This is a genomic window from Polycladomyces zharkentensis, from assembly GCF_016938855.1.
Lineage (GTDB): Bacteria > Bacillota > Bacilli > Thermoactinomycetales > JIR-001 > Polycladomyces > Polycladomyces zharkentensis.
On the sequence record NZ_JAFHAP010000008.1, the window covers coordinates 531904 to 555240 of the forward strand.

The following is a 23337-nucleotide window of genomic DNA, read 5'->3' on the forward strand; positions in this document are numbered from 1 at the left end:
CTCAGTCCAAGTCCTCCTCCGTCCCAAAAGGCTTTTTCACCCAATCGCCGTTTTCACGCACCAGCATTTCCACTTGTTGTTCCACCCGATCCAATGTCTTGCCGCAATGGTTGGCCAGCCGCATCCCTTCCTCAAACAGCCGGATCGCCTCTTCCAGCGGTACTTCTCCGCTCTCCAGCTGTTCCACCACCGTTTCCAGCCGTTTCATCGCTTCCTCGAAAGGAAGGGATTCAACGGACTGACGCGCTTCATTCGCCTCCGCCATCAGCCGACTCCTCCTTTTTCCATACTTGACACTGCAATCGACCGTCCGCGATGCGCACATCGAGCAAATCGCCCGGCTCCACTTGTCGCACGCTTCGGATCAGTTCCTTTCCGCGATAACGATATACCAGCGAGTAGCCGCGGCGCATCACCCGCAACGGGCTGAGCGCATCCAACTGATCCACCAACCGGTCCCAATCGGCCCGGTATACGCGACAGCGTTGCTGCATGTGGGAGATGCAGTTCTTTTTCCATTGTTGCAATTGGGCGCGATATTCGCGAACCCGCTCGGCCGGCCGGTGAACCCACAATCGGTATGCCTGCCGTTCCAGGTCGCGCCGTCCGTCCCGCAGATGTGATGTCATCGCCCGCAGCAGATCGTGAACCAGATCGTCCAGACGCTGTTCGTACTGGATCAAACGGGAGTCCGGTTGACGAAGGCCCGACCGTTTTTTCAATCTCTCCAACCGGTCCCTGCTGAAATGGAGCCGCCGACGCATCGCGTTCACCAAACGTTGTTGGCAGGCGGCGAGACGATCGTGCAATTCCTCCCATCGCGGAGAAACGAGTTCAGCCGCCGCGGTGGGGGTCGCCGCTCTGACATCGGCGACAAAATCGGCGATGGTCACATCGGTCTCATGTCCCACGGCGGAAACGACGGGAATCCGGGAGCGGAAAATGCTTCGTGCCACCACTTCTTCGTTGAATGCCCACAACTCCTCCAGCGAACCGCCTCCCCTGCCGACAATGATCACGTCCACTTCTCCGCATGCATTCAAATTGTCGACGGCGGCCGCAATCGCCCGGGCCGCGCCTTCCCCCTGCACGGGAACGGGATGGAGCAGAATGTCAATGTTGGGGGAGCGTCGCCGGATCGTGGTGATGATATCCCGGATGACGGCACCCCCCGGGGCGGTGACCACCCCCACCCGCCGCGGGTAAAAAGGAAGCGGCTTCTTGTGTTCGGGATCGAACAGACCTTCCTGTTCCAAGCGGTCTTTCAGTTGCTGGAATGCCACATACAGCTCGCCCACCCCGTTGGGTTGCATCTCCTGTACATACAGCTGTACTTGCCCGTCCCGTTCGTACACGGACAAATACCCGCGAACAAGCACGTCGTCCCCGTCCTTCGGCACAAAACGAAGGCGGCGGTTGTGTCCGGCAAACATCACCGCCCGGATTTTGCTGCACTCGTCCTTTAACGTAAAATACATATGCCCCCGGTGGTGGTGATGGAAGTTGGAAATCTCGCCCCGGACCCACACCTGGGAAAGGACGGGATCTTCTTCCACATGCATCCGTAAATATCCGACCAAATCGGACACCGAAAAAACGGGGCGCTCGTTTTCTTCCAGCAACTCCAACATACCGCATCCCTCTCTCTCCAGACCGTGTCTGTCAAATTCGGTTGGTCCTCCCCGCTGGACGGGGAGTGCGTCTGGTGAATACGGTCCGGTTGCTTTCCCGGCTCGCTCCTCCTGCGTCCTCAGGAGACAGGTGATGGCCGCTCCGACCCGGAACGAGTTCACCTGGAGAAACTTGCCCGGCGATTTGATTCCCGCGCTTTCCGGGTCTCTTCATTCACCCGGGAAAGCATTTGCTACCCTACGGAATGTACCAGACACGCTCCAGGCCATCAATCTCCGGAAACAACCTGACACGATCAAGATCGTCATTTCAGTCCAACAATCGTTGGGCAGACTGCACCGTGTTGACCAGGAGCATGGCGATCGTCATCGGACCTACGCCGCCCGGAACCGGAGTGATATACGAGGCGACTTCACGTACCTCTTCAAAGTGGACATCCCCAACCAATTTCCCTTCCGGTGTACGGTTGATGCCCACGTCGATCACCACCGCTCCCGGCTTGACGTACTCCCGCGTCACCAAATGCGGTTTGCCTACCGCGGCGATCAGGATGTCCGCCTGACGTGCGACAGAAGGCAGATCCACCGTTTTGGAATGGCACATCGTCACGGTGGCATTTTCCCGCTGTAACAACAATGAAACCGGTTTGCCCACGATATTGCTGCGGCCGATCACCACCGCATGCTTCCCGGCGAGCGGAATTTCATAACGTCGCAGCAACTCCATGATCCCATGCGGCGTACAGGGCAAAAACCCCGGCTTGCCGATGACCAAGTTTCCGACACTGATCGGGTGGAATCCGTCCACATCCTTTTCCGGCACGATCGCGTCGATCACTTTTTCTTCCGAAATATGCTTCGGCAACGGCAGCTGCACCAATATGCCATGAATGCGCGCATCCCCGTTCAACCGATGCACATGTTTCAACAATTCCTCTTCCGATACCGATTCCGGCAACCGGATCAACTCGGAGTGGATGCCCACTTCGGCACAGGCCCGCACTTTGCCGCGCACATAGGTTTCCGAAGCAGGATCATTCCCGACCAGAATCACGGCCAATCCTGGATGAACCCCCCGCTCTTTCATCCGGCTCACTTGTTCTTTCAACTCTTGGCGAATCGACGCCGCCACCGCTTTTCCGTCAATGAGGATCGCTGATTGTGTCAACTTCGGTGCCTCCCCTTTTTTCACAATGGCTTTACGTTCCCCAGTGTAGCGCGTGGACCTCTGCATGTAAAGGGAATGACGAACTTTCTCCTCTCGGAAAAGCGGTTACTCTTCCGTATTAATGGATATTTCATCAACCAAATCGTTTTTTTGTTCGGAAAACAGTTTCCACTTTTTCTTGACATCTATTTTTTCGCCGATCAGGACCACGATCCCTGTTGAACTGAGAGTAAGCGTTTTGAGAACCACCGATATGTGAATGGCATCATTGCACTCCAACTTCCCGAACCCATGTCACACAGAACAAGTATCAGTGGCACTCCTTTTGGTCAGTGGGCTTCTCACTTCATCCGGTGTGGTAACCCGCATCAGACTGTGTGATTTTGTCATTTTCACTCGATGCGCGGTTTTCATCGCTTTCCCACTCCATGGCTTGATTGTACCAAAATTTCTGTCGGCCTTGCGAGAGGTCTGAATCCTCCCTCGTTCGACGCACACGATCATCTTCATCCTGAAAGGCCGTCTTTCCCGCCCTTCTTGGTCAGCAGTTTTTCCTTCGTCTCGCCATCAGAAACCCAAATGAAAGAACCGGTTTTCCATCGATCCATCATTTGTCATGTTTTCTTACTTTTTATGCTATTTTTTTTTCGAATCATTTGACTTTCCCAGTCTGATGTAATAACATCAAAGTAAACAACGGATTCCTGTACGGTATTGGATAAGAATGCCGATTTTTCGGATTCTTATTCATCGAATGGATGGTCGGTTGCTTAAACTCTGCTTGGCGGAGATTGAGTGGCCGCAGGTCGGAATGATTTGCTTCCGGTCTGCGGCCTTTTTTATCCTTTTTCGAAACATTGCGATGGAGGGTGAGTCGGATCATGATCCATTCGAAAATGGAATCCGGTACGCTGTCGCCACCTCAAGCGGACAAGAAAATATGATTGGAAACCTTGCCGGATCGAAACATCATGTCAAGACGGAAATGATTACCGGTTTGACCACGTTCATAACGATGCGTTACATTATTTTCATCCATCACTCGATCCTGTCCGACGCGGAATCCCAAAAAAAAGCCGCGTGGGCCGCCACCATCTTTTCCAGTGTGATTGGCACCCACGGCCTTGTGGGCCAATTCCCCGTGACTGTCGCCCGGGAATGGGATTGAACGCATTACCTGCACGCTGGTCCTATAAGGAAGGATTGAGCTGGCAAACTGTCCTGGGTGCGGTTTTCATCTTTGGGGTCGTGTTTTTCATTCTCACCGTGACGGGCGTACGCCGAAAATTGATGGAAGCGATCCCTGGCGTACTCCAATCCGCCATCGGTGTAGGGATCGGCTTGTTTATCGCGTTCATCGGCTTGAAAAACGCCGGTATCATTGTAAAGAACGAAGAAGCTTTTGTTTCTCTAGGCTCCGTCACGAAAACAGGCCCGCTGTTGGCCATCCTCGGCCTGATCCTGGCAGCTTTTCTCATGTCAAAACGGGTCAAAGGAGCTTTCATGATCAGCATCCTCTTGGTCACAACGGCAGCAATGGCGGCAGGCGACACACCCGTTCCCAAAAGGTTGGAAGACATCATGACTTTCTCCATTCCCGGCATATCCGAAACTTTTTTGCGTATGGACGTAACTGCGGCTTTGAAATACGGGATTTTTTCCATCATTTTTTCCTTTACCATTGTCGAATTGTTCGACAACCTGGCCACCTTGATCGCCTTGGCCAAAAAGGCTGGTTTGACGGATGAAAAGGGAAACATCCCCAACCTGAACCGAGCTCTTTCGGCGGATGCTGTCGGTACCTTGGCCAGTGCTTCGTTCGGATCCACCACCCTGAACGCCTACATCGAAAACGCTACCGGCGTCGCGGAGGGTGGAAGGACCGGGTTGTCGGCTTTGGTCGTGGCCGGTATGTTTCTTCTCTGTTTGTTTTTCGCCCCTTTGGTGACGTTGATTCCCACCACGGCCACCGCGCCGATTCTGGTCCTGGTGGGAGCATTGATGCTCGGCGAAATCAAACACATCGCCTTTGACGATTACACCGAAGTGGTTCCCGCCTTTCTCACTATCTTAATGATGCCCCTCACCTACAGCATTGCGGAGGGGTTGGCCTTCGGGTTTCTCTCCTATACGCTGCTGAAAGCACTGACGGGGAGGGCGAAGGAAGTCCACTGGATCACGTATGTGATCACTGCGGCGTTTGTCGTCAACTTTGCACTTCATGGATGATCGACAATTTTGTTTGGGAATCCTTTTCATAGGTAAGAGAGGATGATCACCTTGCTGACGAAAGAATCCCTCACCCGACGAATTGCGGTTGCCGCCGGACGGGAACCTGCGGACGTCATCATTCGTAACGGCCAAATCATCGACGTGTTCAACGCCCGGATCATCCACGGGGACCTGGCCGTGGTGGACGGGGTGTTTGTGGGAATCGGCCGGTTTGAGGGACGTGAAGTGATCGATGCGGACGGAAGGTATGTCTGCCCCGGTCTGATCGACGGGCATGTCCATGTGGAATCGGCGATGGTCACCCCTTCCGAAATGGCCAAGGTACTGCTCCCGCACGGGGTGACGTGCATCATCGCCGATCCCCATGAAATCTGCAACGTGGCGGGAATCGAAGGGCTTCGGTTTATGCTCGAAGATTCGGAATCGATCCCCATGGACGTCTATTTCATGCTCCCTTCCTGCGTTCCCGCCACCGCCTTTGAAAACGCCGGAGCCGAACTGAATGCCGACATATTGACTCCTTGGCTGAATCACCCGCGGGTTCTCGGGCTGGGAGAAGTGATGGATTTCCCCGCGGTCATGAAAGCACAGGAAGACATGATCGAGAAACTTCTCGCCGTCCACAGCCGCATGGATGGCCGGATTGACGGCCACGCTGCCGGATTGGACACAACAGGGATCAATGTGTACGCCGCCGCAGGGATCCGTACCGATCACGAATGCGTTACAGCGGAGGAAGCGGAAATCCGGCTGGAACGAGGAATGTATCTCATGATCCGGGAAGGCTCCGTCGCCAAGGATCTGAAGGCGCTCCTGCCTGTGGTGACGGAACGGAATGCCCGACGCTGCCTGTTCGTCACAGACGACAAACACTTGGACGATCTGTTGGAAGAAGGAAGCATTGATCACAACATCCGGCTGGCTGTCGAGCAAGGCCTCCCGCCACTCACCGCCATTCAGATGGCCACCCTCAACGCCGCCGAATGCTTCGGACTTCCCCGTAAAGGAGCGATCGCCCCGGGGTATGATGCGGACTTTCTCCTGTTGGAGGATCTTGATCCCTTCACCGTATCCGAAGTGTACAAAGCCGGGACGCTGGTGGCCAAGAAAGGAAAGGTGGTCCGGAATCGATTTGAATTTCGGGCTTCTCCACCGGCCAGAATCACCCAAAGCGTGCGTCTGCCCGATCTGACCCGGGATCAATTGAAGATTCCCTTGAAAAGCAAGAAGGCCCGGCTCATCGGTATCATTCCTGACAGCTTGGTAACCCGTCATCTGGTGGAGGAGGTCACGGTTGTCGACGGATTTTTCCAAACGTCGGTGGAAAAGGATCAACTGAAACTGGCCGTCATCGAACGGCACAGACAGACAGGCTCCATCGGGTTGGGTATCGTCAAGGGACTCGGGTTACGGAAAGGAGCGATCGCCTCCACCGTTGCCCATGATTCCCACAACCTGATCATCGCGGGGACCAATGATGAGGACATGATCATGGCCGCCAGGGAAATCCGACGGATGCAAGGGGGCCTCATCGTTGTGGCCGACGGAAGGACGCTGGCTTCCCTGCCTCTCCCGATCGGCGGACTCATGGCCGACCGGGAGGCAAGAGAAGTGGTGGAGGAACTGCACCGGCTGAATCGCGCTTTGGACAACATTGGCACCTTCTCTTTCAATCCCTTTTTGACGCTCTCCTTTCTGGCCCTTCCGGTCATCCCGGAATTAAAATTGACCGACCGGGGACTTTTTGACGTGGTGAAATTCCGACATATTGAAGTGGAGGCGGAAGAGGCGAAAGTGGAGGTACTGTTGGAGGATGGTATCTAAGCCCAGCTGAGCAAAGCACCGAAAGCACAGGCACGCTGAAATAAATTTTTTTCAATGGATGCGTACTTTATCCCACGTCCCCTCCCCTGTTCGGAGCGGCCATAATCTCTATATTGTTGGTCACAGGCAGGGAAGCGATACGGACAATCTAATCAGACCGCCTGGATAAGCGACTGACTCCTGCCATCGGGGTCAGCCGCTTCTTCTTTTCCTCGATTAATCACCACACAACCGGCTCCCTTCACCCCTCCCTCTCCAACAACCGGTCACCCGTTCCGGAGTGACGGGTGGTTGACGCATAGCACCGCATCATACATCGCGTTCATAAATTCCCAGGAGACCTGTCTCTTCTGGCTCCACAACGGTTATCTTCGGCCGATCCCCAAAATGGTGCATGAATCATTTGGAACGTCATGTCCCTTGATTCAGATGGTGACCCTCTCCTTTCGATCCCCTTTCTTCCACTTCCCATTCTTATTGGCATACAATACCCCCAAGATCGTGATGATTCCTCCAATGATGGAAAACCAAGTCGGAATTTCACCAAGCCAAATCCACGCAATCACAAAGGCCAATACCGGCGTTAAGTATAGAGAAGTGGAGGCTTTTGAGGCTCCAACTCGATGGGTTGTGTAGGCTAGCGCCAAATAAGAAATGACGGTTGGAAAAATACCTAAGTATACAACACTCAAAGTGGCACTCATCGGTGCGGATTCAATCTCTTTGATGATCCCGGGCGTGAACACCAGCACAAATAAAGTTCCTGCCCAAATCGCATAAGAAGTAAAAGCGAGAGAACCGTACTTTTTCAAATAAGGTTTTTGAATAACAAAATACACACTTTCTGAAAATGTTCCCAAAAGCACCAGTAACGCGCCCATATTGAGATGAAAACCTTCTCCCGTTCCAATCGAAATGAGTGATGCACCAAAAAAGCTGATCAGGGTTCCGACCCATCCGCTGAAACCAAATCGCTCATGCAAAAAAACAGACGCCAAAATACCAGTAAAGATGGGAGCCAACGAAACGATCAGGCTCGCAACCCCTGCACTGACCGTTGTTTCCCCCAAATTGACTGCAATATGATAAACTGAAAAACCCAAAAATCCCGTGATCAATATGATGGGGATATCTTTCACCTCAGGCAAACGCATACGCGTGACCCAAGCATAAATTGCCAATACAATCGAAGCAATCAATAAACGCAAAAGAGCAAGATGTTCAGGTGAATACGCCTTTAACCCGGCCCGGATCCCCGCAAAAGCCGATGCCCAAAAGAAAATGGCAATTCCATGGGCGATGATCACATCCCAATGAATATTTTTTACCAACATCATCACTCCCATAACAGGTTCCTCATCATGTTACTCCTGAAATGATTGATTTCACTATCACTTCAAATGATACTGAAAAATTATCTTATATGTAAATAATCCTTACAACACTATGTATTAATTGGCGAATCTCCTTTAAATGTAAGTTTATATTACATAATCCCTGCTATTCCTCTCTTCCATAACAGAAAACGGACAGGCGAATACACCCGTCCGCTACCTTTATCCACCATCAACCGTGGCACCCATTCACCGCCCAAAGGCCGATCCGAGCCACTCCATAGGCGTTATCCCCGGAGTAACGCGGATCGGCAAACGTCAGCCGGGCGCGGACGGCAGGATGCTCCAATCGCTTGCGCAGACGATCCCGAATCAAACTGTTGGCGGCCACTCCCCCGACGATCAGCACTTCTTTCGGATAACCCCGGTCAAACGCATGCTTAAGCAGTTTTTCCACCGTGTTGGCCACGCAGCGCAATGCGGCAAACGCCAGCGCTTCCCTGGATGCGGCCCGTTTTTCCCACAACCGCAGCAACGCTGTCTGCGGCCCGGAAAACGAACAGGTCAGCCCGTCCACCGACGACGGGATGGTGACTTGTTCTCCGCCGTCATACCGCAAGGCCAATTCCTCCACATGTTGTCCCGATGGAAACGGCAAACCCATCGCCACGCCGATCCGGTCTACCAACTGCCCGGCATGCAGATCGCTGGAGCCGCCGATCGTCTCGATCGCGTATCCCGCTTCCTTTCGTCTGACATGCAAAAGATCCGTGGTACCGCCGGACAGATGAATCGCCAGAAAGCGATCGGCAGTCCATGTTCGGTCGGCCGTCGCCTCACCGGCGGCAATGTGCCCTTCCTGGTGCGTCGTCCCGATCAGCGGCACACCCCACGCATGGGCCAAAGATTGAGCCCACGACTTCCCCACCAGAAAAACGGGCATATAGGAGCCCGTTTGCGGTCTGGGCGCCGTGCTGACCGCGACGGCCGCCACCTTTACCTGGTCAAGAGGCAGACGAAGGAACAGCTCCGGCAAACGCCGCACGTGCTGAAACACGGCATGGGACTGCTGAAGTCCCCGCTCGCCCTGTGGCACATCCAACCACTGCCGCTGTTCGGCCAAACAGTTTCCTTTGTCATCAACGAGACACAATGACGTGCAGTAATTGCTCGTATCCACGCCCAACACCGCGCGGGACGTGTTCATTCAAGCTCCTCCTTTGTCAGTCGCTCACGGATTTCCTTCTGTTTCTCCACGATTGCCCCCAGCACACCATTGACAAATTTCCCCGACTCTTCGGTGCTGTATGCTTTGGCCAATTCAACCGCTTCATTCAACGTGACTCCCGGCGGAATCTCTTCTTCAAACATCAACTCATACAACGCCATCCGCAACACCGCCCGATCGACCACGGCCAACCGGTAGAGGCTCCAACCCTTTTTCAAAAAATCGCTGAGAACCGCATCCAACCGGTCCATATGAGTAAGGACGCCCCCGACCACACGACCGAAAAATGCCCGTTCGTCCTCGGGCAAGCTCTTTTTCACCCGCTCGATCACTTTTTCGGCCGGTTCGGGGTTGAGATCCACCTGATACAACGTCTGCAATATTTTTTCGCGTACCTGTCTCCTGCTCATATTCCATCCTCCAAAAAAAACCCGCGCCGTTCGCCGGCCGGGTTTGGTTATTTTCTCATCCAACGATCAGGAAACCAATCTTCCAACACCTGTCGCAAGTCTTTCCGCCCATCCCATTCTCTCCCGACAAAATAACCGATGCCCACGATCAGCGCAAACACAAAGGTTTTCCACAATCCAACCACCAAATAGACGATGCCCAAAATCAATCCGGCCAGCGTTCCGATCAGACGCCCGCGATGGTGCACCCACAAATACTCCAACCATTTCCAATCCATTATCGGTCACCGCCTTATTCGACGCGAATCCGCGTGCGATCAGGCTGAACCGTGTCTGTGACGTAGACGGAGATTTGATCGACCGTCACCCCGGCAATCTCTTCGATATGTGTTTTGACGACCCGCTGGAGTTCTTCGGACAATGTCTGAATCGGCGTTTCCCCGTCCACGGTCAGTTTCAACCCCACGCCCACGGAGGCGTTATTGCCGCTCATCCGGACACGGGCGGTCAAGTCGCGAATCCCCCGCACCCTTCTGGCGGCTTTCACAGCCAAACTCTCCAATGTGTCCAATGAAATGCGAATATACCCGATTTCCGTCAACCGGTCCACACCGAGGTCGGCTCCGGGGCGACGAACGGTTACCAGCAAAAGTCTGAGACCGATCAGCATCAACAGCAGACTGAGACCGACAGCCGTCCATTGCCGGGCTTGGTATGCGTACAACGCCTCAACCATACGGACAGCATCGTATTTGGACAAACCCAAACCCGAAAAGAACCACACACCGAGAGCGGAGGCGACGGTCACAAAAAGGCTGAGAAATAACACAAGCACTCGGTCCAGCAGCTTCACGCCCCTACCCCCCTCCGGAATACTGACAATTCCAAGTCCGTCATCACTTCACACGCTGGGACTCGGTGTCCGTTTGTTTTTCGCTGGAAAATTTGACTGCTTCCACTTTGACGACCACTTCGCTCACGCTCAAGCCCGTCATGTTTTCCACAGCCGACTTGACCGCTTCCTGGACGTTCCGTCCCACTTCCGGGATATGGTAGCCGAACGCGATGACGAGTGCCACTTCGATTTTCGTCTCGTCACCCACTTCGACGCGAACGCCCTGACGCAAATTTTTTCGTCCCAAGAGTTGGGTCAGGTCACCGACCACCCCACCGCTGAGACCGGCCACCCCTTCCACCTGTTGGGCGGCCAGCCCGGAAATGATTTGGATCACTTCCGGTGCAATCTCAATTTTCCCCAACTCGTTCACTTGGTAATCGACATGGTCGATCGGGTTATGATTGGTCATCTTTCGAACGCTCCTCGTTCAAATTGGTTTTTTCAAGAAACTGAATATGGAAATCTCCGCTGACAAACTGTGGATGTTGCATCAGCTTCAAATGGAACGGGATCGTCGTTTTCACCCCGTCAATCGCAAACTCCTGCAACGCCCGCCGCATACGGTCAATCGCCTCTTCCCGGTCTTTGCCCCAGACGATCAACTTGGCGATCATGGAGTCGTAGTAAGGAGGAATCCGATACCCCGTATAAGCGGCACTGTCCACGCGTACTCCCGGGCCGCCCGGCGGCAAGTAAAACCGGATTTCACCCGGAGAAGGGATGAAGTTCCGATCCGGATCTTCCGCATTGATCCGGCATTCGATGGACCACCCGTCAAAACGGACGTCTTCCTGCTTGACGGACAGCGGTTCACCCGCCGCGATACGTATCTGTTCCTTCACCAGGTCGATCCCGGTCACCAGCTCTGTGACGGGGTGTTCCACCTGGATGCGGGTGTTCATCTCCATGAAGTAGAAGTTGCCTTCTTTGTCCAGCAGGAACTCCACCGTTCCGGCTCCGGAGTAATTGACCGCCTTGGCCGCGGCCACCGCCGCCTGCCCCATGCGCTCCCGCAATTCGGGAGTCAAAGCCGGGGAAGGCGCTTCCTCCACCAGTTTTTGGTATCGGCGCTGAATCGAGCAATCCCGCTCACCCAAGTGGATGACGTTGCCGTGGTTGTCCGCCAACACCTGAATCTCGATGTGACGCGGCTCGATGAGGAATTTCTCCAGATACACCCCCGGGTTGCCGAAGTTGGCTTCCGCTTCCTGCTGGGCCATACGGATTGCCCGTTTCAATTCTTCTTCGCTGTGAACCACACGCATTCCTTTTCCGCCACCGCCGGCAGTCGCCTTGACGATGACGGGAAAGCCGATTTCCCGGGCCACGGCCACCGCTTCATCGATATCCTCGATCAGCCCTTCCGTTCCCGGAACGGTTGGTACACCGGCCTCTTTCATCGTTTCCCGCGCGGTGGTCTTGTCCCCCATTTTGGTGATGGCCGATGGGTGCGGGCCGATAAAAGTGATTCCGCAAGCGGCGCACAGCTCGGCAAAATCGGCGTTTTCCGCCAAGAATCCGTAACCGGGATGGATGGCGTCCGCACCGATCAACGTGGCGGTACTCATCAGGTTGGTCATGTTGAGGTAGCTGTCTCTCGATGGCGCCGGACCGATGCAATACGCCTCATCCGCCAATTTGACGTGCAGTGCATCCTTGTCCGCCTCCGAATAGACGGCCGCCGTTTGAATTCCGAGTTCGCGGCATGCGCGAATCACGCGGACGGCGATTTCTCCGCGGTTCGCGATCAAGACTTTTTGAAACATGTTCCGATTCCCCTCCCGCCGTTTCAGGTTGTTTTCACCAAAAACAGCGGCTGTCCGTATTCAACCAGCTGTCCGTTCTCTACCAGTACTTTGACAATGGTGCCGCGAACTTCTGCTTCGATCTCGTTCATCAGTTTCATCGCTTCGACAATGCAGACGACCGTATTTTCCTCCACTTGGTCCCCCTCTTTGACGTATGGATCCGCATCCGGAGCCGGCGCACGGTAGAACGTACCCACCATGGGCGACACGATTTTATGTAAATTGGCATCCTCTTCCTCCGCCGGCTTTTGCTCAGGTTTGGCAGGAGCAGGCTGTTCTGCCGCGGGTTGTGGAGCCGGGAGCGGTGCTTGCGGGGCCGGAGGCGGCGTCGGCACAATCGGCTCCGGTTGTCCGGCGGCCGGTTGGTTCACCACGGTCGTTTGTCCTTTCGGCCCTTTTTTGATCACCAGTTTGTTTCCGTCTTTCTCGAACTCAAACAGTTCGATGTCGGTTTCGTGGATCAGCTTGATGAGTTCGCGAAATTCATGTACACGAAATTGCATGAAGCATATCCTCCCATTCAACAAAAATTCCGAAGCGCATCGGACGGGACGGTTTTATCATAATGTTTTTTGCTCGGCTTGGCCAGTCCTTGACCCGGTATTCGCATGACATCTCTTCTACATTTTGACCGAAAGACGAGAAGAAAAACCCCTTTCTGCCGCGAATAATCTCAAATCACAAATCGTAAGATGAAAGACGACTTGCCTGTGATCCCTCAACGGGGATGGGTGGAAAAAACGGAACGGTGCTCTTTTGCTGGCAGTAGGATTGCTGTACGTCAGGATGGAGATTCCAGCGGCGAACAAACCCCAAGTAAATCTTGAGAGCGGGAAAAGGAACCTGTGTACTGGTAATACCACGGGCACTTCCGTTGGTCGCAGGCACACCGCCCAAGCAGGTAGCGGCAGCGTTACTGCAAAACATCATGGAACGGGGCAATAGGCACTTGGCGTTGTCCAAAACGGCAACAGACCGCGGGCGTGAACAACCCAAGAATCCCACTTTCGACCCAAGCGAATGTACTGGTGCTTCACCGCGTGGAATGACAAACCACGTTGAAAGGGGACGTGAAAAGAAAATCGCCTAGGGCAGCACATCGATCGGCCCGCGGCTTTTCATATGACACCCCTTCATCTCAAGTGACTACTCGCATTAATTGCTGCCAGCACTGGCAAGAAAACGGAACCTTCACCGGCATCGGCTGCAAGTCAGCGTGGTTTCTCGATCTATTCATCCATATGGTCAATTTTGAGATATAAGGAGGAAACCGAAGTGGCAGGAGCTTTGGGGTGGACTCTGTTGGCCGCCTTTGGCTATGTAATCGGGGGAAGCATGGTTTGGTTCAAAAAAAGTTGGTCATCTCAAGGTTTGACCACGCTGGTGGCACTCAGTACCGGCCTGCTGTTAGCTGTGGCCATTGGCGGTATGCTGCCACACGGTTTATCCGAATCGCCGTCACAGGCCCCCTGGCTCTTGGTCGGCATGTTGGCGGCGTTCACCTTTCAGAGGTGGCATACGAAGCACCGCTTGTCTTCCAAAACAGAAATGGACCGACGCCAAGGTGCCGTCTGGAGCGTGTTATCCGGGATGGGAATCCACGCCTATTTTGAGGGGTTTGCCATAGGAGCCGGTTTCCATGTCGATCCCCACTTTGGAATCGTGGTATTGCTTGCGCTCGTGTTGCACAAAATTCCGGAAGGTGTCGCCATTTCCACCCTGACGATGGCCGGATTCCAGGAGCGGAAAAAAGCCGTTGGGGCAGCCGGAATACTGGGGATTTGCACCGTTTTCGGAACCGTAACGGCTTTATGGATAGTGGATCTTCCTTGGTTACAAGGTCAATTTTCCGGCATTGCGCTCTTATTCTCGGCCGGGATTCTGCTTTATGTAGTGGGAACGGAATTATGGCCGGCCGTTAATCGGATGGAACATTCCCAAACTGTTTGGTGGTTTTTATCCGGTATCTTACTCTATTACTTACTTGGGTGGGGAAGTACGCTGATCGCTCCCATTCATCATCACGATGCCGGCGCAACAGCGAACCCTCACCACTCCCAAGACGCCGGCCATCATCATCTGCACCCGGTTGAAATCCCGAAGGGAAAACCGATCCCCATTGTACACCTGCAAGTTCACAGGGATTCAGAATCCGGTTGGAACCTCCATGTACAAACGAAACATTTTCAGTTTACGCCTGAACTGATCAACGGACCCAACCGGATCGGCGAAGGCCATATGCATCTCTTTGTGGACGGCAACAAAATCGCCCGTTTATATGGACCGTGGTACCACTTGGACAATCTGGGCCCAGGAAAGCATGAAATACGAGTAGAACCCGTCACCAATCAACATGCCCCTTATGTCCATAACGGGAAGAAAATCGAAGATGCAACGATTGTGATTGAAAAGTGACTTGCTCCGCACGGCTAAAGCACCGGAGGCCTTCTCGCTTCATCTGGCGTGGCAACCCACATCCGTCCACGATGGCTTCGTCCAAGCCTGGAAAAGGTTTTGTTCTCGTTGTCCGTATCCCGGTTCAGGAACGTATCCCATCGCTCGATGCAGGACATTTCTTGCGGCATTGACATCTCTGTCTGCCTCATATCCGCATGAGCAACGATGGATACGTTCTTTTCATGTCTTCTTTACGGTCTGTCCACATTCGGAGCATGCCTGTGACGTGTTGTGAGGATCGACCGTGATCACCTGCTTACCGGCCCCACTCTGCCTTGTAAGTCGTGAATTGAACCAGCATCCTCCAACCTGCGTCGGCAATGCTCTTAGCCAGATTGTGATTCTTCAACATCCCCTGAACCTTCAAGTCCTCGAAAGTGATCCAATCGTAGTTGTCCACCAGATAGCGGCTGATCTTGTGTGCGGTGTCCCTTCTCTGGTTTGCTATGTATTCGTGAACCTTCGCCAACATCGCAACCGCTTTACGCCTGCGATTCGACCCTTTCTTCCTACGGGAAACCATACGCTGAAGAAAATTTAACCGTCTTGCCGCTTTCCGAAGGTACTTGGGATGATCGAAGAATTCGCCATCAGACGTGACAGCCAGATGTTTCACACCGAGATCGACGCCTGCTTGTCGACCGGTTCGGGATGACTTCGGCTCTACCTCACATGAAATACAAGCGTAATACTTCCCGTTCTTCCGTTTGATGGTGCAAGTCTTGATCTTTCCTTCAATCCGGCGGTGCAGTTTGATTCTCACATCGCCAATTTTGGAGAGCTTCAGGTACTTTCCATCCAGTTTGTAGCCGGCTTGAGGATAGGTAGGTGAAGCTGTCGTATCGGTTCTTACCTTGAAAGCGAGGGTATCCCGGTTTTTCCCCGAGTTTTACTCGAGGGAAAAACGCTTGAAATGCTTTTTCCAACCGCTTGGCTACATCTTGAAGAACCTGAGAATGGATCTCTTTAAACTCCGGGATCTCCTTCTTAAGTTCTGGAAGTTCTATTGCTTGCTTGTGATAGTTCAACGTAATACCGCGTCTTTTGTAGGCGAACTTTCGTTGTTCAAGCATGGAGTTGTAGAGCCAGCGACACATGCCCAGTGTCCATTCCATTTTCTCGATTTGCTCTTTCGTTGGTTCCAGCTTGAATTTGTAGGTTCTCATCACCGTGATTGACTCTTTTTATGGTCTTTCTCTTGTATGATACGTGATTCTACCGGCATTTTCAGAATTGATCAGAAGGGCATTCAAACAATGTCGGACTTGCGAGAGCCGAGTCCCTCCCGCGTCCGAGCCCGCTTTCATCCCAACCCTAAAGGGCTGGGTTTTCCGCTCGCTCTTTATAAAATAATTTGAAGATAACTGGATACGTGAAAACAGTCCCGGAGAAGTTTGGAACGATCATTAAGCTTGGAGAAAACAGCTGTACACGTTTCAGCTTCCGCAGCATACTGCCAGTGACCCGAATAAAGGGAGTGTTGTTTGACAAATGACAACACATTCGTTATATTGATTTCCAACCAATTCAATTTGCTGCAATTCAATTTGATCAAATGAAAATAAGGTGTGAAAGATGAAAGACCCCGAATTCTTGAAGTTGGACAATCAACTTTGCTTCACCATTTATGCCTGTTCCAGAGAAATTGGCCGCATATACCGCCCTCTGCTCGATGAATTGGGCATTACCTACCCCCAATATCTTACCCTTTTGGTGTTGTGGGAGCACCGTGAAATGACCGTTAAAGAGCTGGGAGAACGGCTCTACTTGGATTCCGGCACATTGACTCCCATGTTGAAGCGGATGGAAGCCGCCGGTCTCATCCGAAGGCAACGGTCCGCCGACGATGAGCGCAAAGTGATCGTACGTCTCACCGAACGTGGAGACGCGCTGAAGAAAAGAGCTTATTGCATTCCGAAAACCCTGCTGGAGAAAAGCGGGATTTCGGAGGAAGAGTTCCGAGAGCTTCTGTCCCGGTTCAAATCCCTTTTGCAACGGGTACATCAACAAAACCGCCTGAATGAGTGAATCTCGAGAGTGACCTCTGTTTTGCATCTCAGAAGCGTGCATAACGGGAATCAAACGAAAAAGGCGATAACTGTCACCATATGCGAAAGCAGTTATCGCCTATTTTGAGCCAGCGGTATCATTGGCGCCATGTTCAAATTCGATCCAAACAATGATCCCGAACACCAAACCTTTATCGCGAATCCGCTGCCTCTGACAATGGCCTTGGCAGAGAACCATGCACCCGTTGAATCCGAGGGCGCAGGAATTGGTGGCATCCGCAATCATACCCGTTACCGGGGAAAAAACCGCGTCCGCTGATATCCGCCGAAGTTCCGGATGGCACCGACGGAAGCCATCGTGGAGGCGGAGGCGTTATCTCCGGCCACCGCCCACGCGCTGTCCGTATGGCAGAAATAAAACGGATCGCTGTTGTCCACAGGGCCACCATGATGCCCAGGCTGTCAACAAAGGAGACAAATACAGGCGGCCGGGATGGTGCCGGTGCAGATTCTTCAATCACGGATATCCTGATGGCTGCCGCCATTTTCCCCTGAATGGTCCGGGATCGGGGCGGCCACAGCGAATTCCTCTGTCGCGGAAATCTCCCCCGTTCTCTGTACGTCGATCCGCTCTCCATCCACCTGCGATAAAGATGCATGCTGCTTTTGCACCAAAATCGCCCTCAGCACGTTCGGATGGTCGAAATCCCTCTCTCCAGCCCCGTAGCCGATCCGTTCCATCGTCAACGAGCGGAGCGGACCGAATTCATTCACCAGCGCTTTTAAAATCCCGGCACCCGTCGGTGTGGTCAGTTCGCCCTCCACAGTCAGATCCGCCAGCGGAATGCCGGTCAGCAGTTCGGCTGTGGCCGGCGCCGGGATGGGGTACATGCCGTGCGCCATCCGTACTTTACCGTATCCGGTCGGTACCGGGGAGGCGAGGATTTCGCCGATATCAAGGTTTTCCAACGCCAGACACACGCCAATGATGTCGAGGATCGAATCCATGGCACCCACTTCATGGAAATGAACATCACCTGGATCAATGCCGTGAATCTTCCCTTCCGCCAACGCGATCACATGGAAAATGGCCCGGCTGCGCCGCTTCACCCGTGGCGGCAACTCACTCTTGTCGATCATGTCGAAAATCTCTGCCGCCCGCCGGTGCCCATGGTGCTGATGGTCTCCCTTGATGTACAGCCGCAATTTTTTTGCGGCGATGCCCCGCTTCATCACCGTCTCCACGCGTATCTCAAACGGATCGACCGGCAGCTGCTTGAGATGCTCTTCGATATAGGAAAGATCGGCACCGAGATCGATCAGGGAGGCCAGTACCATGTCACCGGAAATACCGGAGAAGCAATCGAAATACAGCGCCTTCATTCACATGCGCCTCCATCACCAATTATTGGATCATCACGGTCGTACAGCCTGCGCCAATCCCGTTGTGGATGTTAACCCCCGTAATACCTGTCAAACAGGAGGACATCATCGAAAGTAACGGCATCATTCCCGGAAAATGACCCATACCCGACCGAAGTCGGCACCGCGATCAACGGCCACCGTACCATTCCACCGACGGCGCTGCCGAGCGCTCCCTCTATGCCCGCCACAACGATCAGTCCGTTTAATTCCCGCATCTTTTGCCGATAGCAGGCGTTCGATGCCGGCCACACCCACATAGCAGATCCGCCCCGCCTGGCAGCCTATCCCACTCTCCGACGTATCCGCAACCTCTCAACCGGCAAACCGGTCGTCTCCGCGTACAACCAAAGCGCCTTTCCCGTGTACTGACGGGTCTCTCGTCCACATGTCCATCACCGGGGAACCGGATCGTAACCGGAGATGAATACCCCGGTGTAGATGGACTGGCCCAACACGCCACTTCGGTACAATCGGCCTTCGCTGTCCATCCGCTCCGGCGTCGCCCGGATCATCACAGCCCGCCCGTGCGCTTCCTCCATCCCCCCACAAACGTACCTGCCTCACATTCTCCCTTGGCCGAAAATCACTTCCGGATTGCCAAGTCCTTGCTGTTGCTTCGCCGTAAAGCTCCGCTCAATCGTCTCTTTCCTTCGCTTGTAGATGGATGGGGAATCTACTTCTTGGCATCGAGACTGCTGAACTGCCACTTTGACTTTGTCAGCCTTCTCCCCCCTTTTTGACAGAAAGCTTTTCGTTTTCCATTTTATCAGCGCATTTTCCAGAGAGAACGGTTGGAGGTAGTGACGGCGACAGCACCCGCGGAGAGGGCTTGTTCTGCTTCTTCGGGTGTACGGATCAACCCGCCCGCCAGCACCGGAATCCCGGTTCGTTCATGAACTTCCCGAATCATGTGCGGGATGATCCCTGGCAACACTTCGATGTAATCCGGGCGAGACGTTTCCAACAGGCGGTAACTGGTTTCCAACGCATGGGTGTCCAGCAGGAAAATCCGTTGGATGCCGATCAGTTTCTTTTTCTTCGCCACGTGCACTACCTGGGTTCGGGTTGAAATCAACCCTGCAGGCTTGATTTGCTGACACAGAAATTCAGCGGCATGTTCATCGTTTCTGAGACCTTGAATCAAATCGACATGAAGCATTACTTTTTTGCCGTGGCGATTAGCCAGTTGGATCAGCGCCTTCAGTTGTGCGACGTGACAGTCGAGCAGGATGATGTATTGATACGAACTGTCCATGAGCATTTCAAAATCCTTGATGCTTTTGGCAGCAGGCAGAATTTTCTGTTGCTGGAAATGCATTTTCCTCCCCCTATCACTTCCATCCAGTCGGGTATGTCTTTATTTGTTTGAGATAACTGACAAGGCTCCCGCTGGAGTTAACCTGGTCCACCCCTTTTGTCTCGGCTGCCCTTTCCCTCTTATGCCTCTGTCACTTCAGCTCAAAGGCCGCTCACCTACAAAGCGGCGGTTTGATGGCTGACCAATCCTCGGGCGAAGCAATCACACCACTTCCGTCGCTTCGGTCAATCGTTGCTCCAGATTACGACGATGTTGTTCCGTTGTTTCTTCATCCCATCCCAACAGATGTGCCATCGCCGACGTCACCGGCTCTTTCCACCGGCGAACCCAGTCGATATCGAAAAACATCGCACTGGTACGGCGGATGAAGAAATCACTCGGGGTAGCGGTCATTTCATGTTCCACACCGTATACCAGAGCAGCGAACACATCCGGCGGAAGCCCGAATGAAGCAGCTTCCTCGCTTCGTTTTTTTACAATATCATACACCAAACCCACATTGGAACCGTAACGGCGAACCAATTTCTCCGCCTCTTCCCTGGCAAGCCCCCATTCCATGCCCGCTTGGATTTGTTCCTTCAAAAATGCGGGATAATGGGCAGAACCTCCGAATTTGCCGCCGGACAATGGAAGATCGGCCGTCCGGCACGGGCCGAAATTCTGTTTGGTTTCCGCCTCCAATTCGGAAGCGACAAGGTCGACCACTTTTTGCGCCATTTTCCGATACCCCGTCAGCTTCCCGCCGGCGATCGTGATGAGTCCGGAATCCGAACGGAACATCTCATCCTTGCGGGAAATCTCCGACGGGGATTTTCCTGCCTCGTGGATCAATGGTCGGATACCCGCCCAGCCGGACTCGACATCATGCGGGGTCAGCCCAAGACTGGGGAACATCCGATTGACGGCCCGCAACAAATAATCCCGATCCTCCACCGTGATGCGGGGGTGCTCGAGATCCTCATGGTAGTCGGTATCCGTCGTACCGATGTACGTTTTCCCGTCCCGAGGGATGGCAAATACCATCCGTCCGTCCGGCGTATCAAAATAGACGGCATGACGCAACGGAAAACGGGACTGATCCACCACGATGTGTACGCCTTTGGTCCAGTGCAGCGTTTTCCCCTGTTTGGAACCGTCCTTTTCACGCAAAAAATCTACCCAGGGGCCTGCCGCATTGACGATTTTCCTGGCTTTGATCACCAATTCGCGGCGTTGGAGCAAATCCATCGCTTTGACACCGATCAGCTTTCCGTCCCGATACAGGAAATCGGTCGCCTTGACATAGTTGACCGCCAAGGCACCCTGTGCCACCGCTTCCTTCAACACCTCCAGCGTCAAACGGGCATCGTCGGTGCGGTATTCGACGTAAATACAGGAACCTTTCAATCCCTCCTTGCGCAATAGCGGTTCTTTGGCCAACGTTTCTTCCGCGTTCAGCATTTTTCGTCGCTCACTTTTTTTCACGCCGGCCAGCCGGTCGTAGAGGTAAACACCGAAGGAAGCGGCCCATTTGCCGTAAGTGCCGCCCCGGACAATCGGGAGCAACATCCACTCCGGTGTGGTCACATGCGGGGCGTTCTCGTAAACGATGGCACGTTCCCGCCCCACTTCGGCAACCAATCCGAATTCCAACTGTTTGAGATAGCGCAAACCGCCATGTACCAACTTGGTGGATCGGCTGGACGTACCGGCGGCAAAATCCTGCATCTCGATCAGCGCCGTTTGGATGCCGCGAGTTTGCGCATCCAATGCAATCCCCGCACCGGTAATGCCACCGCCGATTACCAACAAGTCCCATTCCTGCTCCGATAACGTCTGTACAACACGGGAACGTTCCCGCGCAGAAAACGAATAACCCATGCCAACCCCACCTTTTTCTATTATTTGACAAAAAAGCCACAATCCCTTATGCGCACACATAAGGTATTGTGGCTGTCTCCCGTCTCCACCGTGTATCAACTTGTCACAAACAGCAGGTTTACTTGAACACCCGCGCTGCTTCCACCGCTTTTACCCATTTATTATACAGCATTTCCCGCGTATTGTGATCCATTTCAGGCTCAAAATTGCGGTCAACCTGCCAGTTCTTTGCAATCTCCTGTTTGTCGGACCAGAAACCGACGGCCAACCCAGCCAAGTAGGCGGCACCGAGCGCGGTTGTCTCCAGCACCACCGGACGTTCCACCGAAACCCCGAGAATGTCACTTTGAAACTGCATCAGGAAATTGTTGGCGGTGGCACCGCCGTCAACGCGCAACTTTTTCAGGCGAATGCCCGCATCGGCCTCCATCGCGCCCAACACGTCCCGTGTCTGATAAGCAAGGGATTCCAAAGTAGCCCGTACCAAGTGTTCCTTTTTCGTTCCGCGCGTCAAGCCGAACACCGCCCCGCGCACGTCACTGTCCCAGTAGGGCGTACCCAATCCCACAAATGCCGGTACGACGTAAACCCCGTCATTGGCATTCACTTTTTGCGCCAACTCTTCACTTTCCGCCGCCGTTTGGATCAGGCGCAACCCGTCCCGCAACCATTGGATGGCCGAACCGGCGACGAAAATGCTGCCCTCCAGCGCATACTCCACCTTGCCGTCCAGCCCCCAGGCCAGTGTGGTCAGAAGTCCGTGCCCCGAGCGGACCGCTTTCTCCCCCGTATTCATCAACATGAAGCAACCGGTGCCGTAAGTGTTTTTGGCCATGCCCGGCTCAAAACAAGCCTGGCCGAACAACGCCGCCTGCTGATCACCCGCGATGCCGGAAATGGGTACTTCTTCCCCGAAAAAGAGCGTCGGATCGGTGGTGGTGTACACCTCAGACGATGAACGCACTTCGGGCAACATGGAGCGGGGAACGGTCAACATCTCCAGCAGTTCATCATCCCAACGCAAATCGAAGATATTGTACATCAGTGTACGGGATGCATTGGAATAGTCGGTGACATGGGCCCGTCCACCGGAGAGCTTCCACACCAGCCAGGTATCGATGGTGCCAAACAGCAGGTCTCCTCGTTCCGCTTTTTCCCGTGCCCCATCAACATGATCCAGAATCCATTTCACCTTGGTACCGGAAAAATAGGCGTCGATGAGCAAGCCGGTTTTGTTGCGAACCGTTTCTTCGTAACCGTCAGCTTTCAACTGTTCGCATATATCGGCCGTCTGCCGGGATTGCCACACGATTGCATGATAGACCGGTTCACCCGTATGTTTGTCCCAGACCACGGTGGTCTCACGCTGGTTGGTGATCCCGATCGCCGCAATCTCTTGGGCCGCGACCGGATAACGGGCCAATACCTCATGGATGACGCTCTGCACGGAACCCCAAATTTCCAATGCATCATGTTCGACCCAGCCTTGTTTGGGGAAAATCTGGGTAAACTCCTTTTGCGCCACTCCGACCACTTTTCCCTCGCGATCAAAAATGATCGCCCGAGTGCTGGTGGTTCCCTGGTCAATGGCCAACACGTATTTCTTTTCCATCTTCAAACCCCTCCCATTTTTCCCTTTCGAGCGAGTTTTCTGGCAAAAATCCGGAAATCTTCGCGTCGCCTGCCTTCGCTCTGTTTTCGATTGGTGATTGTGTTGATCCGGGTGCACCGTTTT

The 23337-nt window shown here is 53.7% G+C and carries 24 protein-coding genes and 1 pseudogene; 4 read left to right on the plus strand and 21 right to left on the minus strand.

The window, feature by feature from the left end; genetic code table 11:
• Position 1 precedes the first annotated feature (1 nt).
• The 3 genes from xseB to folD form a co-directional block, all read right to left on the minus strand.
• Positions 2-265, minus strand: a complete 264-nt coding sequence (xseB, locus tag JQC72_RS09845) for an exodeoxyribonuclease VII small subunit (protein ID WP_205495152.1) — start codon at positions 263-265, stop codon at positions 2-4.
• Positions 249-1631, minus strand: a complete 1383-nt coding sequence (gene xseA, locus JQC72_RS09850; protein WP_205495153.1) for an exodeoxyribonuclease VII large subunit — start codon at positions 1629-1631, stop codon at positions 249-251. Before xseA ends, xseB begins: the two co-directional genes overlap by 17 nt.
• Before the next feature lie 310 nt (positions 1632-1941).
• Positions 1942-2799, minus strand: coding sequence for a bifunctional methylenetetrahydrofolate dehydrogenase/methenyltetrahydrofolate cyclohydrolase FolD (gene folD / locus JQC72_RS09855; RefSeq protein WP_302104679.1), 858 nt, complete (start codon positions 2797-2799; stop codon positions 1942-1944).
• A 1203-nt stretch (positions 2800-4002) separates the two neighbouring features.
• Here folD and JQC72_RS09860 point away from each other — a divergent pair.
• Together JQC72_RS09860 and ade are read left to right on the plus strand one after the other, a co-directional pair.
• Entirely contained in the window at positions 4003-5028 is a 1026-nt protein-coding gene (locus JQC72_RS09860; protein ID WP_302104681.1) for an NCS2 family permease, read from the plus strand.
• Positions 5029-5082: 54 nt separating this feature from the next.
• A complete protein-coding gene (gene ade, locus JQC72_RS09865) occupies positions 5083-6855 on the plus strand; it encodes an adenine deaminase (protein ID WP_302104746.1) in 1773 nt (590 codons plus the stop codon).
• Positions 6856-7280: 425 nt separating this feature from the next.
• Here ade and JQC72_RS09870 read toward each other — a convergent pair whose 3' ends face one another.
• From JQC72_RS09870 to accB, 8 genes are all read right to left on the minus strand, one after another.
• Positions 7281-8201 (minus strand): DMT family transporter, encoded by a 921-nt coding sequence (locus JQC72_RS09870; RefSeq protein ID WP_419179854.1) that lies wholly within the window; start codon positions 8199-8201, stop codon positions 7281-7283.
• Positions 8202-8421: 220 nt separating this feature from the next.
• The gene (locus JQC72_RS09875; protein ID WP_205495158.1) at positions 8422-9396 is read right to left on the minus strand and encodes a tRNA (adenosine(37)-N6)-threonylcarbamoyltransferase complex transferase subunit TsaD; all 975 of its coding nucleotides are present in this window, start codon (positions 9394-9396) and stop codon (positions 8422-8424) included.
• On the minus strand, positions 9393-9827 hold the full coding sequence (gene nusB, locus JQC72_RS09880) for a transcription antitermination factor NusB (RefSeq protein WP_205495159.1): 435 nt from the start codon (positions 9825-9827) through the stop codon (positions 9393-9395). The genes JQC72_RS09875 and nusB overlap by 4 nt, the downstream gene beginning before the upstream one ends.
• Positions 9828-9874: 47 nt before the next feature.
• A complete protein-coding gene (locus JQC72_RS09885; RefSeq protein ID WP_205495160.1) occupies positions 9875-10105 on the minus strand; it encodes a DUF2273 domain-containing protein in 231 nt (76 codons plus the stop codon).
• 14 nt (positions 10106-10119) lie between these two features.
• A complete protein-coding gene (gene amaP, locus JQC72_RS09890) occupies positions 10120-10680 on the minus strand; it encodes an alkaline shock response membrane anchor protein AmaP (RefSeq protein WP_205495161.1) in 561 nt (186 codons plus the stop codon).
• A gap of 43 nt (positions 10681-10723) precedes the next feature.
• A complete protein-coding gene (locus JQC72_RS09895; RefSeq protein ID WP_205495162.1) occupies positions 10724-11134 on the minus strand; it encodes an Asp23/Gls24 family envelope stress response protein in 411 nt (136 codons plus the stop codon).
• Complete coding sequence (gene accC, locus JQC72_RS09900) at positions 11121-12491, minus strand: acetyl-CoA carboxylase biotin carboxylase subunit (protein ID WP_205495163.1); 1371 nt, start codon at positions 12489-12491, stop codon at positions 11121-11123. Before accC ends, JQC72_RS09895 begins: the two co-directional genes overlap by 14 nt.
• Before the next feature lie 23 nt (positions 12492-12514).
• On the minus strand, positions 12515-13036 hold the full coding sequence (accB, locus tag JQC72_RS09905; protein WP_205495164.1) for an acetyl-CoA carboxylase biotin carboxyl carrier protein: 522 nt from the start codon (positions 13034-13036) through the stop codon (positions 12515-12517).
• Between the two features lie 772 nt (positions 13037-13808).
• Between accB and JQC72_RS09910 the strand changes: the two genes are divergently transcribed.
• Complete coding sequence (locus JQC72_RS09910; protein WP_205495165.1) at positions 13809-14948, plus strand: ZIP family metal transporter; 1140 nt, start codon at positions 13809-13811, stop codon at positions 14946-14948.
• Between the two features lie 39 nt (positions 14949-14987).
• Here JQC72_RS09910 and JQC72_RS16885 read toward each other — a convergent pair.
• From JQC72_RS16885 to JQC72_RS09930, 3 genes and pseudogenes are all read right to left on the minus strand, one after another.
• Positions 14988-15242, minus strand: a pseudogene (locus JQC72_RS16885) (zinc ribbon domain-containing protein).
• 4 nt (positions 15243-15246) lie between these two features.
• Positions 15247-15753: an RNA-guided endonuclease InsQ/TnpB family protein gene (locus tag JQC72_RS09925; RefSeq protein ID WP_205495169.1), complete on the minus strand. Its 507-nt coding sequence runs from the start codon at positions 15751-15753 to the stop codon at positions 15247-15249.
• Positions 15725-16156: an RNA-guided endonuclease InsQ/TnpB family protein gene (locus JQC72_RS09930; RefSeq protein WP_302104750.1), complete on the minus strand. Its 432-nt coding sequence runs from the start codon at positions 16154-16156 to the stop codon at positions 15725-15727. The genes JQC72_RS09925 and JQC72_RS09930 overlap by 29 nt, the downstream gene beginning before the upstream one ends.
• A gap of 409 nt (positions 16157-16565) precedes the next feature.
• Here JQC72_RS09930 and JQC72_RS09935 point away from each other — a divergent pair, with 409 nt between their 5' ends.
• A complete protein-coding gene (locus JQC72_RS09935) occupies positions 16566-17018 on the plus strand; it encodes a MarR family winged helix-turn-helix transcriptional regulator (protein WP_205495172.1) in 453 nt (150 codons plus the stop codon).
• A 272-nt stretch (positions 17019-17290) separates the two neighbouring features.
• Here the strand turns inward: JQC72_RS09935 and JQC72_RS09940 are convergent, their stop codons facing one another.
• The 7 genes from JQC72_RS09940 to glpK all read right to left on the minus strand — a co-directional run bounded on the left by JQC72_RS09940 (position 17291) and on the right by glpK (position 23214).
• Positions 17291-17437, minus strand: coding sequence for a hypothetical protein (locus JQC72_RS09940; RefSeq protein WP_205495173.1), 147 nt, complete (start codon positions 17435-17437; stop codon positions 17291-17293).
• Between the two features lie 75 nt (positions 17438-17512).
• Positions 17513-18382 (minus strand): nickel pincer cofactor biosynthesis protein LarC, encoded by an 870-nt coding sequence (gene larC, locus JQC72_RS09945; protein WP_205495177.1) that lies wholly within the window; start codon positions 18380-18382, stop codon positions 17513-17515.
• Between the two features lie 71 nt (positions 18383-18453).
• The gene (locus JQC72_RS09950) at positions 18454-18681 is read right to left on the minus strand and encodes a hypothetical protein (RefSeq protein ID WP_205495178.1); all 228 of its coding nucleotides are present in this window, start codon (positions 18679-18681) and stop codon (positions 18454-18456) included.
• A gap of 135 nt (positions 18682-18816) precedes the next feature.
• The gene (locus JQC72_RS09955; RefSeq protein ID WP_205495179.1) at positions 18817-18963 is read right to left on the minus strand and encodes a hypothetical protein; all 147 of its coding nucleotides are present in this window, start codon (positions 18961-18963) and stop codon (positions 18817-18819) included.
• Positions 18964-19190: 227 nt separating this feature from the next.
• Positions 19191-19742: a glycerol-3-phosphate responsive antiterminator gene (locus tag JQC72_RS09960; protein ID WP_205495180.1), complete on the minus strand. Its 552-nt coding sequence runs from the start codon at positions 19740-19742 to the stop codon at positions 19191-19193.
• Positions 19743-19943: 201 nt separating this feature from the next.
• Positions 19944-21602, minus strand: a complete 1659-nt coding sequence (locus JQC72_RS09965; protein ID WP_205495181.1) for a glycerol-3-phosphate dehydrogenase/oxidase — start codon at positions 21600-21602, stop codon at positions 19944-19946.
• 118 nt (positions 21603-21720) lie between these two features.
• Positions 21721-23214, minus strand: a complete 1494-nt coding sequence (glpK, locus tag JQC72_RS09970; RefSeq protein ID WP_205495182.1) for a glycerol kinase GlpK — start codon at positions 23212-23214, stop codon at positions 21721-21723.
• Positions 23215-23337 lie beyond the last annotated feature (123 nt).

Excerpts from the sequence above, each read along its gene's own strand:
- xseB (WP_205495152.1), bottom strand. The coding sequence starts at position 265 with ATGGCGGAGGCGAATGAAGCGCGTCAGTCCGTTGAATCCCTTCCTTTC.
- xseA (WP_205495153.1), bottom strand. The coding sequence starts at position 1,631 with ATGTTGGAGTTGCTGGAAGAAAACGAGCGCCCCGTTTTTTCGGTGTCC.
- JQC72_RS09870 (WP_419179854.1), bottom strand. The coding sequence starts at position 8,201 with ATGGGAGTGATGATGTTGGTAAAAAATATTCATTGGGATGTGATCATC.
- JQC72_RS09875 (WP_205495158.1), bottom strand. The coding sequence starts at position 9,396 with ATGAACACGTCCCGCGCGGTGTTGGGCGTGGATACGAGCAATTACTGC.
- nusB (WP_205495159.1), bottom strand. The coding sequence starts at position 9,827 with ATGAGCAGGAGACAGGTACGCGAAAAAATATTGCAGACGTTGTATCAG.
- JQC72_RS09885 (WP_205495160.1), bottom strand. The coding sequence starts at position 10,105 with ATGGATTGGAAATGGTTGGAGTATTTGTGGGTGCACCATCGCGGGCGT.
- JQC72_RS09895 (WP_205495162.1), bottom strand. The coding sequence starts at position 11,134 with ATGACCAATCATAACCCGATCGACCATGTCGATTACCAAGTGAACGAG.
- accC (WP_205495163.1), bottom strand. The coding sequence starts at position 12,491 with ATGTTTCAAAAAGTCTTGATCGCGAACCGCGGAGAAATCGCCGTCCGC.
- accB (WP_205495164.1), bottom strand. The coding sequence starts at position 13,036 with ATGCAATTTCGTGTACATGAATTTCGCGAACTCATCAAGCTGATCCAC.
- JQC72_RS09930 (WP_302104750.1), bottom strand. The coding sequence starts at position 16,156 with ATGAGAACCTACAAATTCAAGCTGGAACCAACGAAAGAGCAAATCGAG.
- JQC72_RS09935 (WP_205495172.1), top strand. The coding sequence starts at position 16,566 with ATGAAAGACCCCGAATTCTTGAAGTTGGACAATCAACTTTGCTTCACC.
- larC (WP_205495177.1), bottom strand. The coding sequence starts at position 18,382 with ATGAAGGCGCTGTATTTCGATTGCTTCTCCGGTATTTCCGGTGACATG.
- JQC72_RS09950 (WP_205495178.1), bottom strand. The coding sequence starts at position 18,681 with ATGTGGGTGTGGCCGGCATCGAACGCCTGCTATCGGCAAAAGATGCGG.
- JQC72_RS09955 (WP_205495179.1), bottom strand. The coding sequence starts at position 18,963 with ATGGAGGAAGCGCACGGGCGGGCTGTGATGATCCGGGCGACGCCGGAG.
- JQC72_RS09960 (WP_205495180.1), bottom strand. The coding sequence starts at position 19,742 with ATGCATTTCCAGCAACAGAAAATTCTGCCTGCTGCCAAAAGCATCAAG.
- JQC72_RS09965 (WP_205495181.1), bottom strand. The coding sequence starts at position 21,602 with ATGGGTTATTCGTTTTCTGCGCGGGAACGTTCCCGTGTTGTACAGACG.
- glpK (WP_205495182.1), bottom strand. The coding sequence starts at position 23,214 with ATGGAAAAGAAATACGTGTTGGCCATTGACCAGGGAACCACCAGCACT.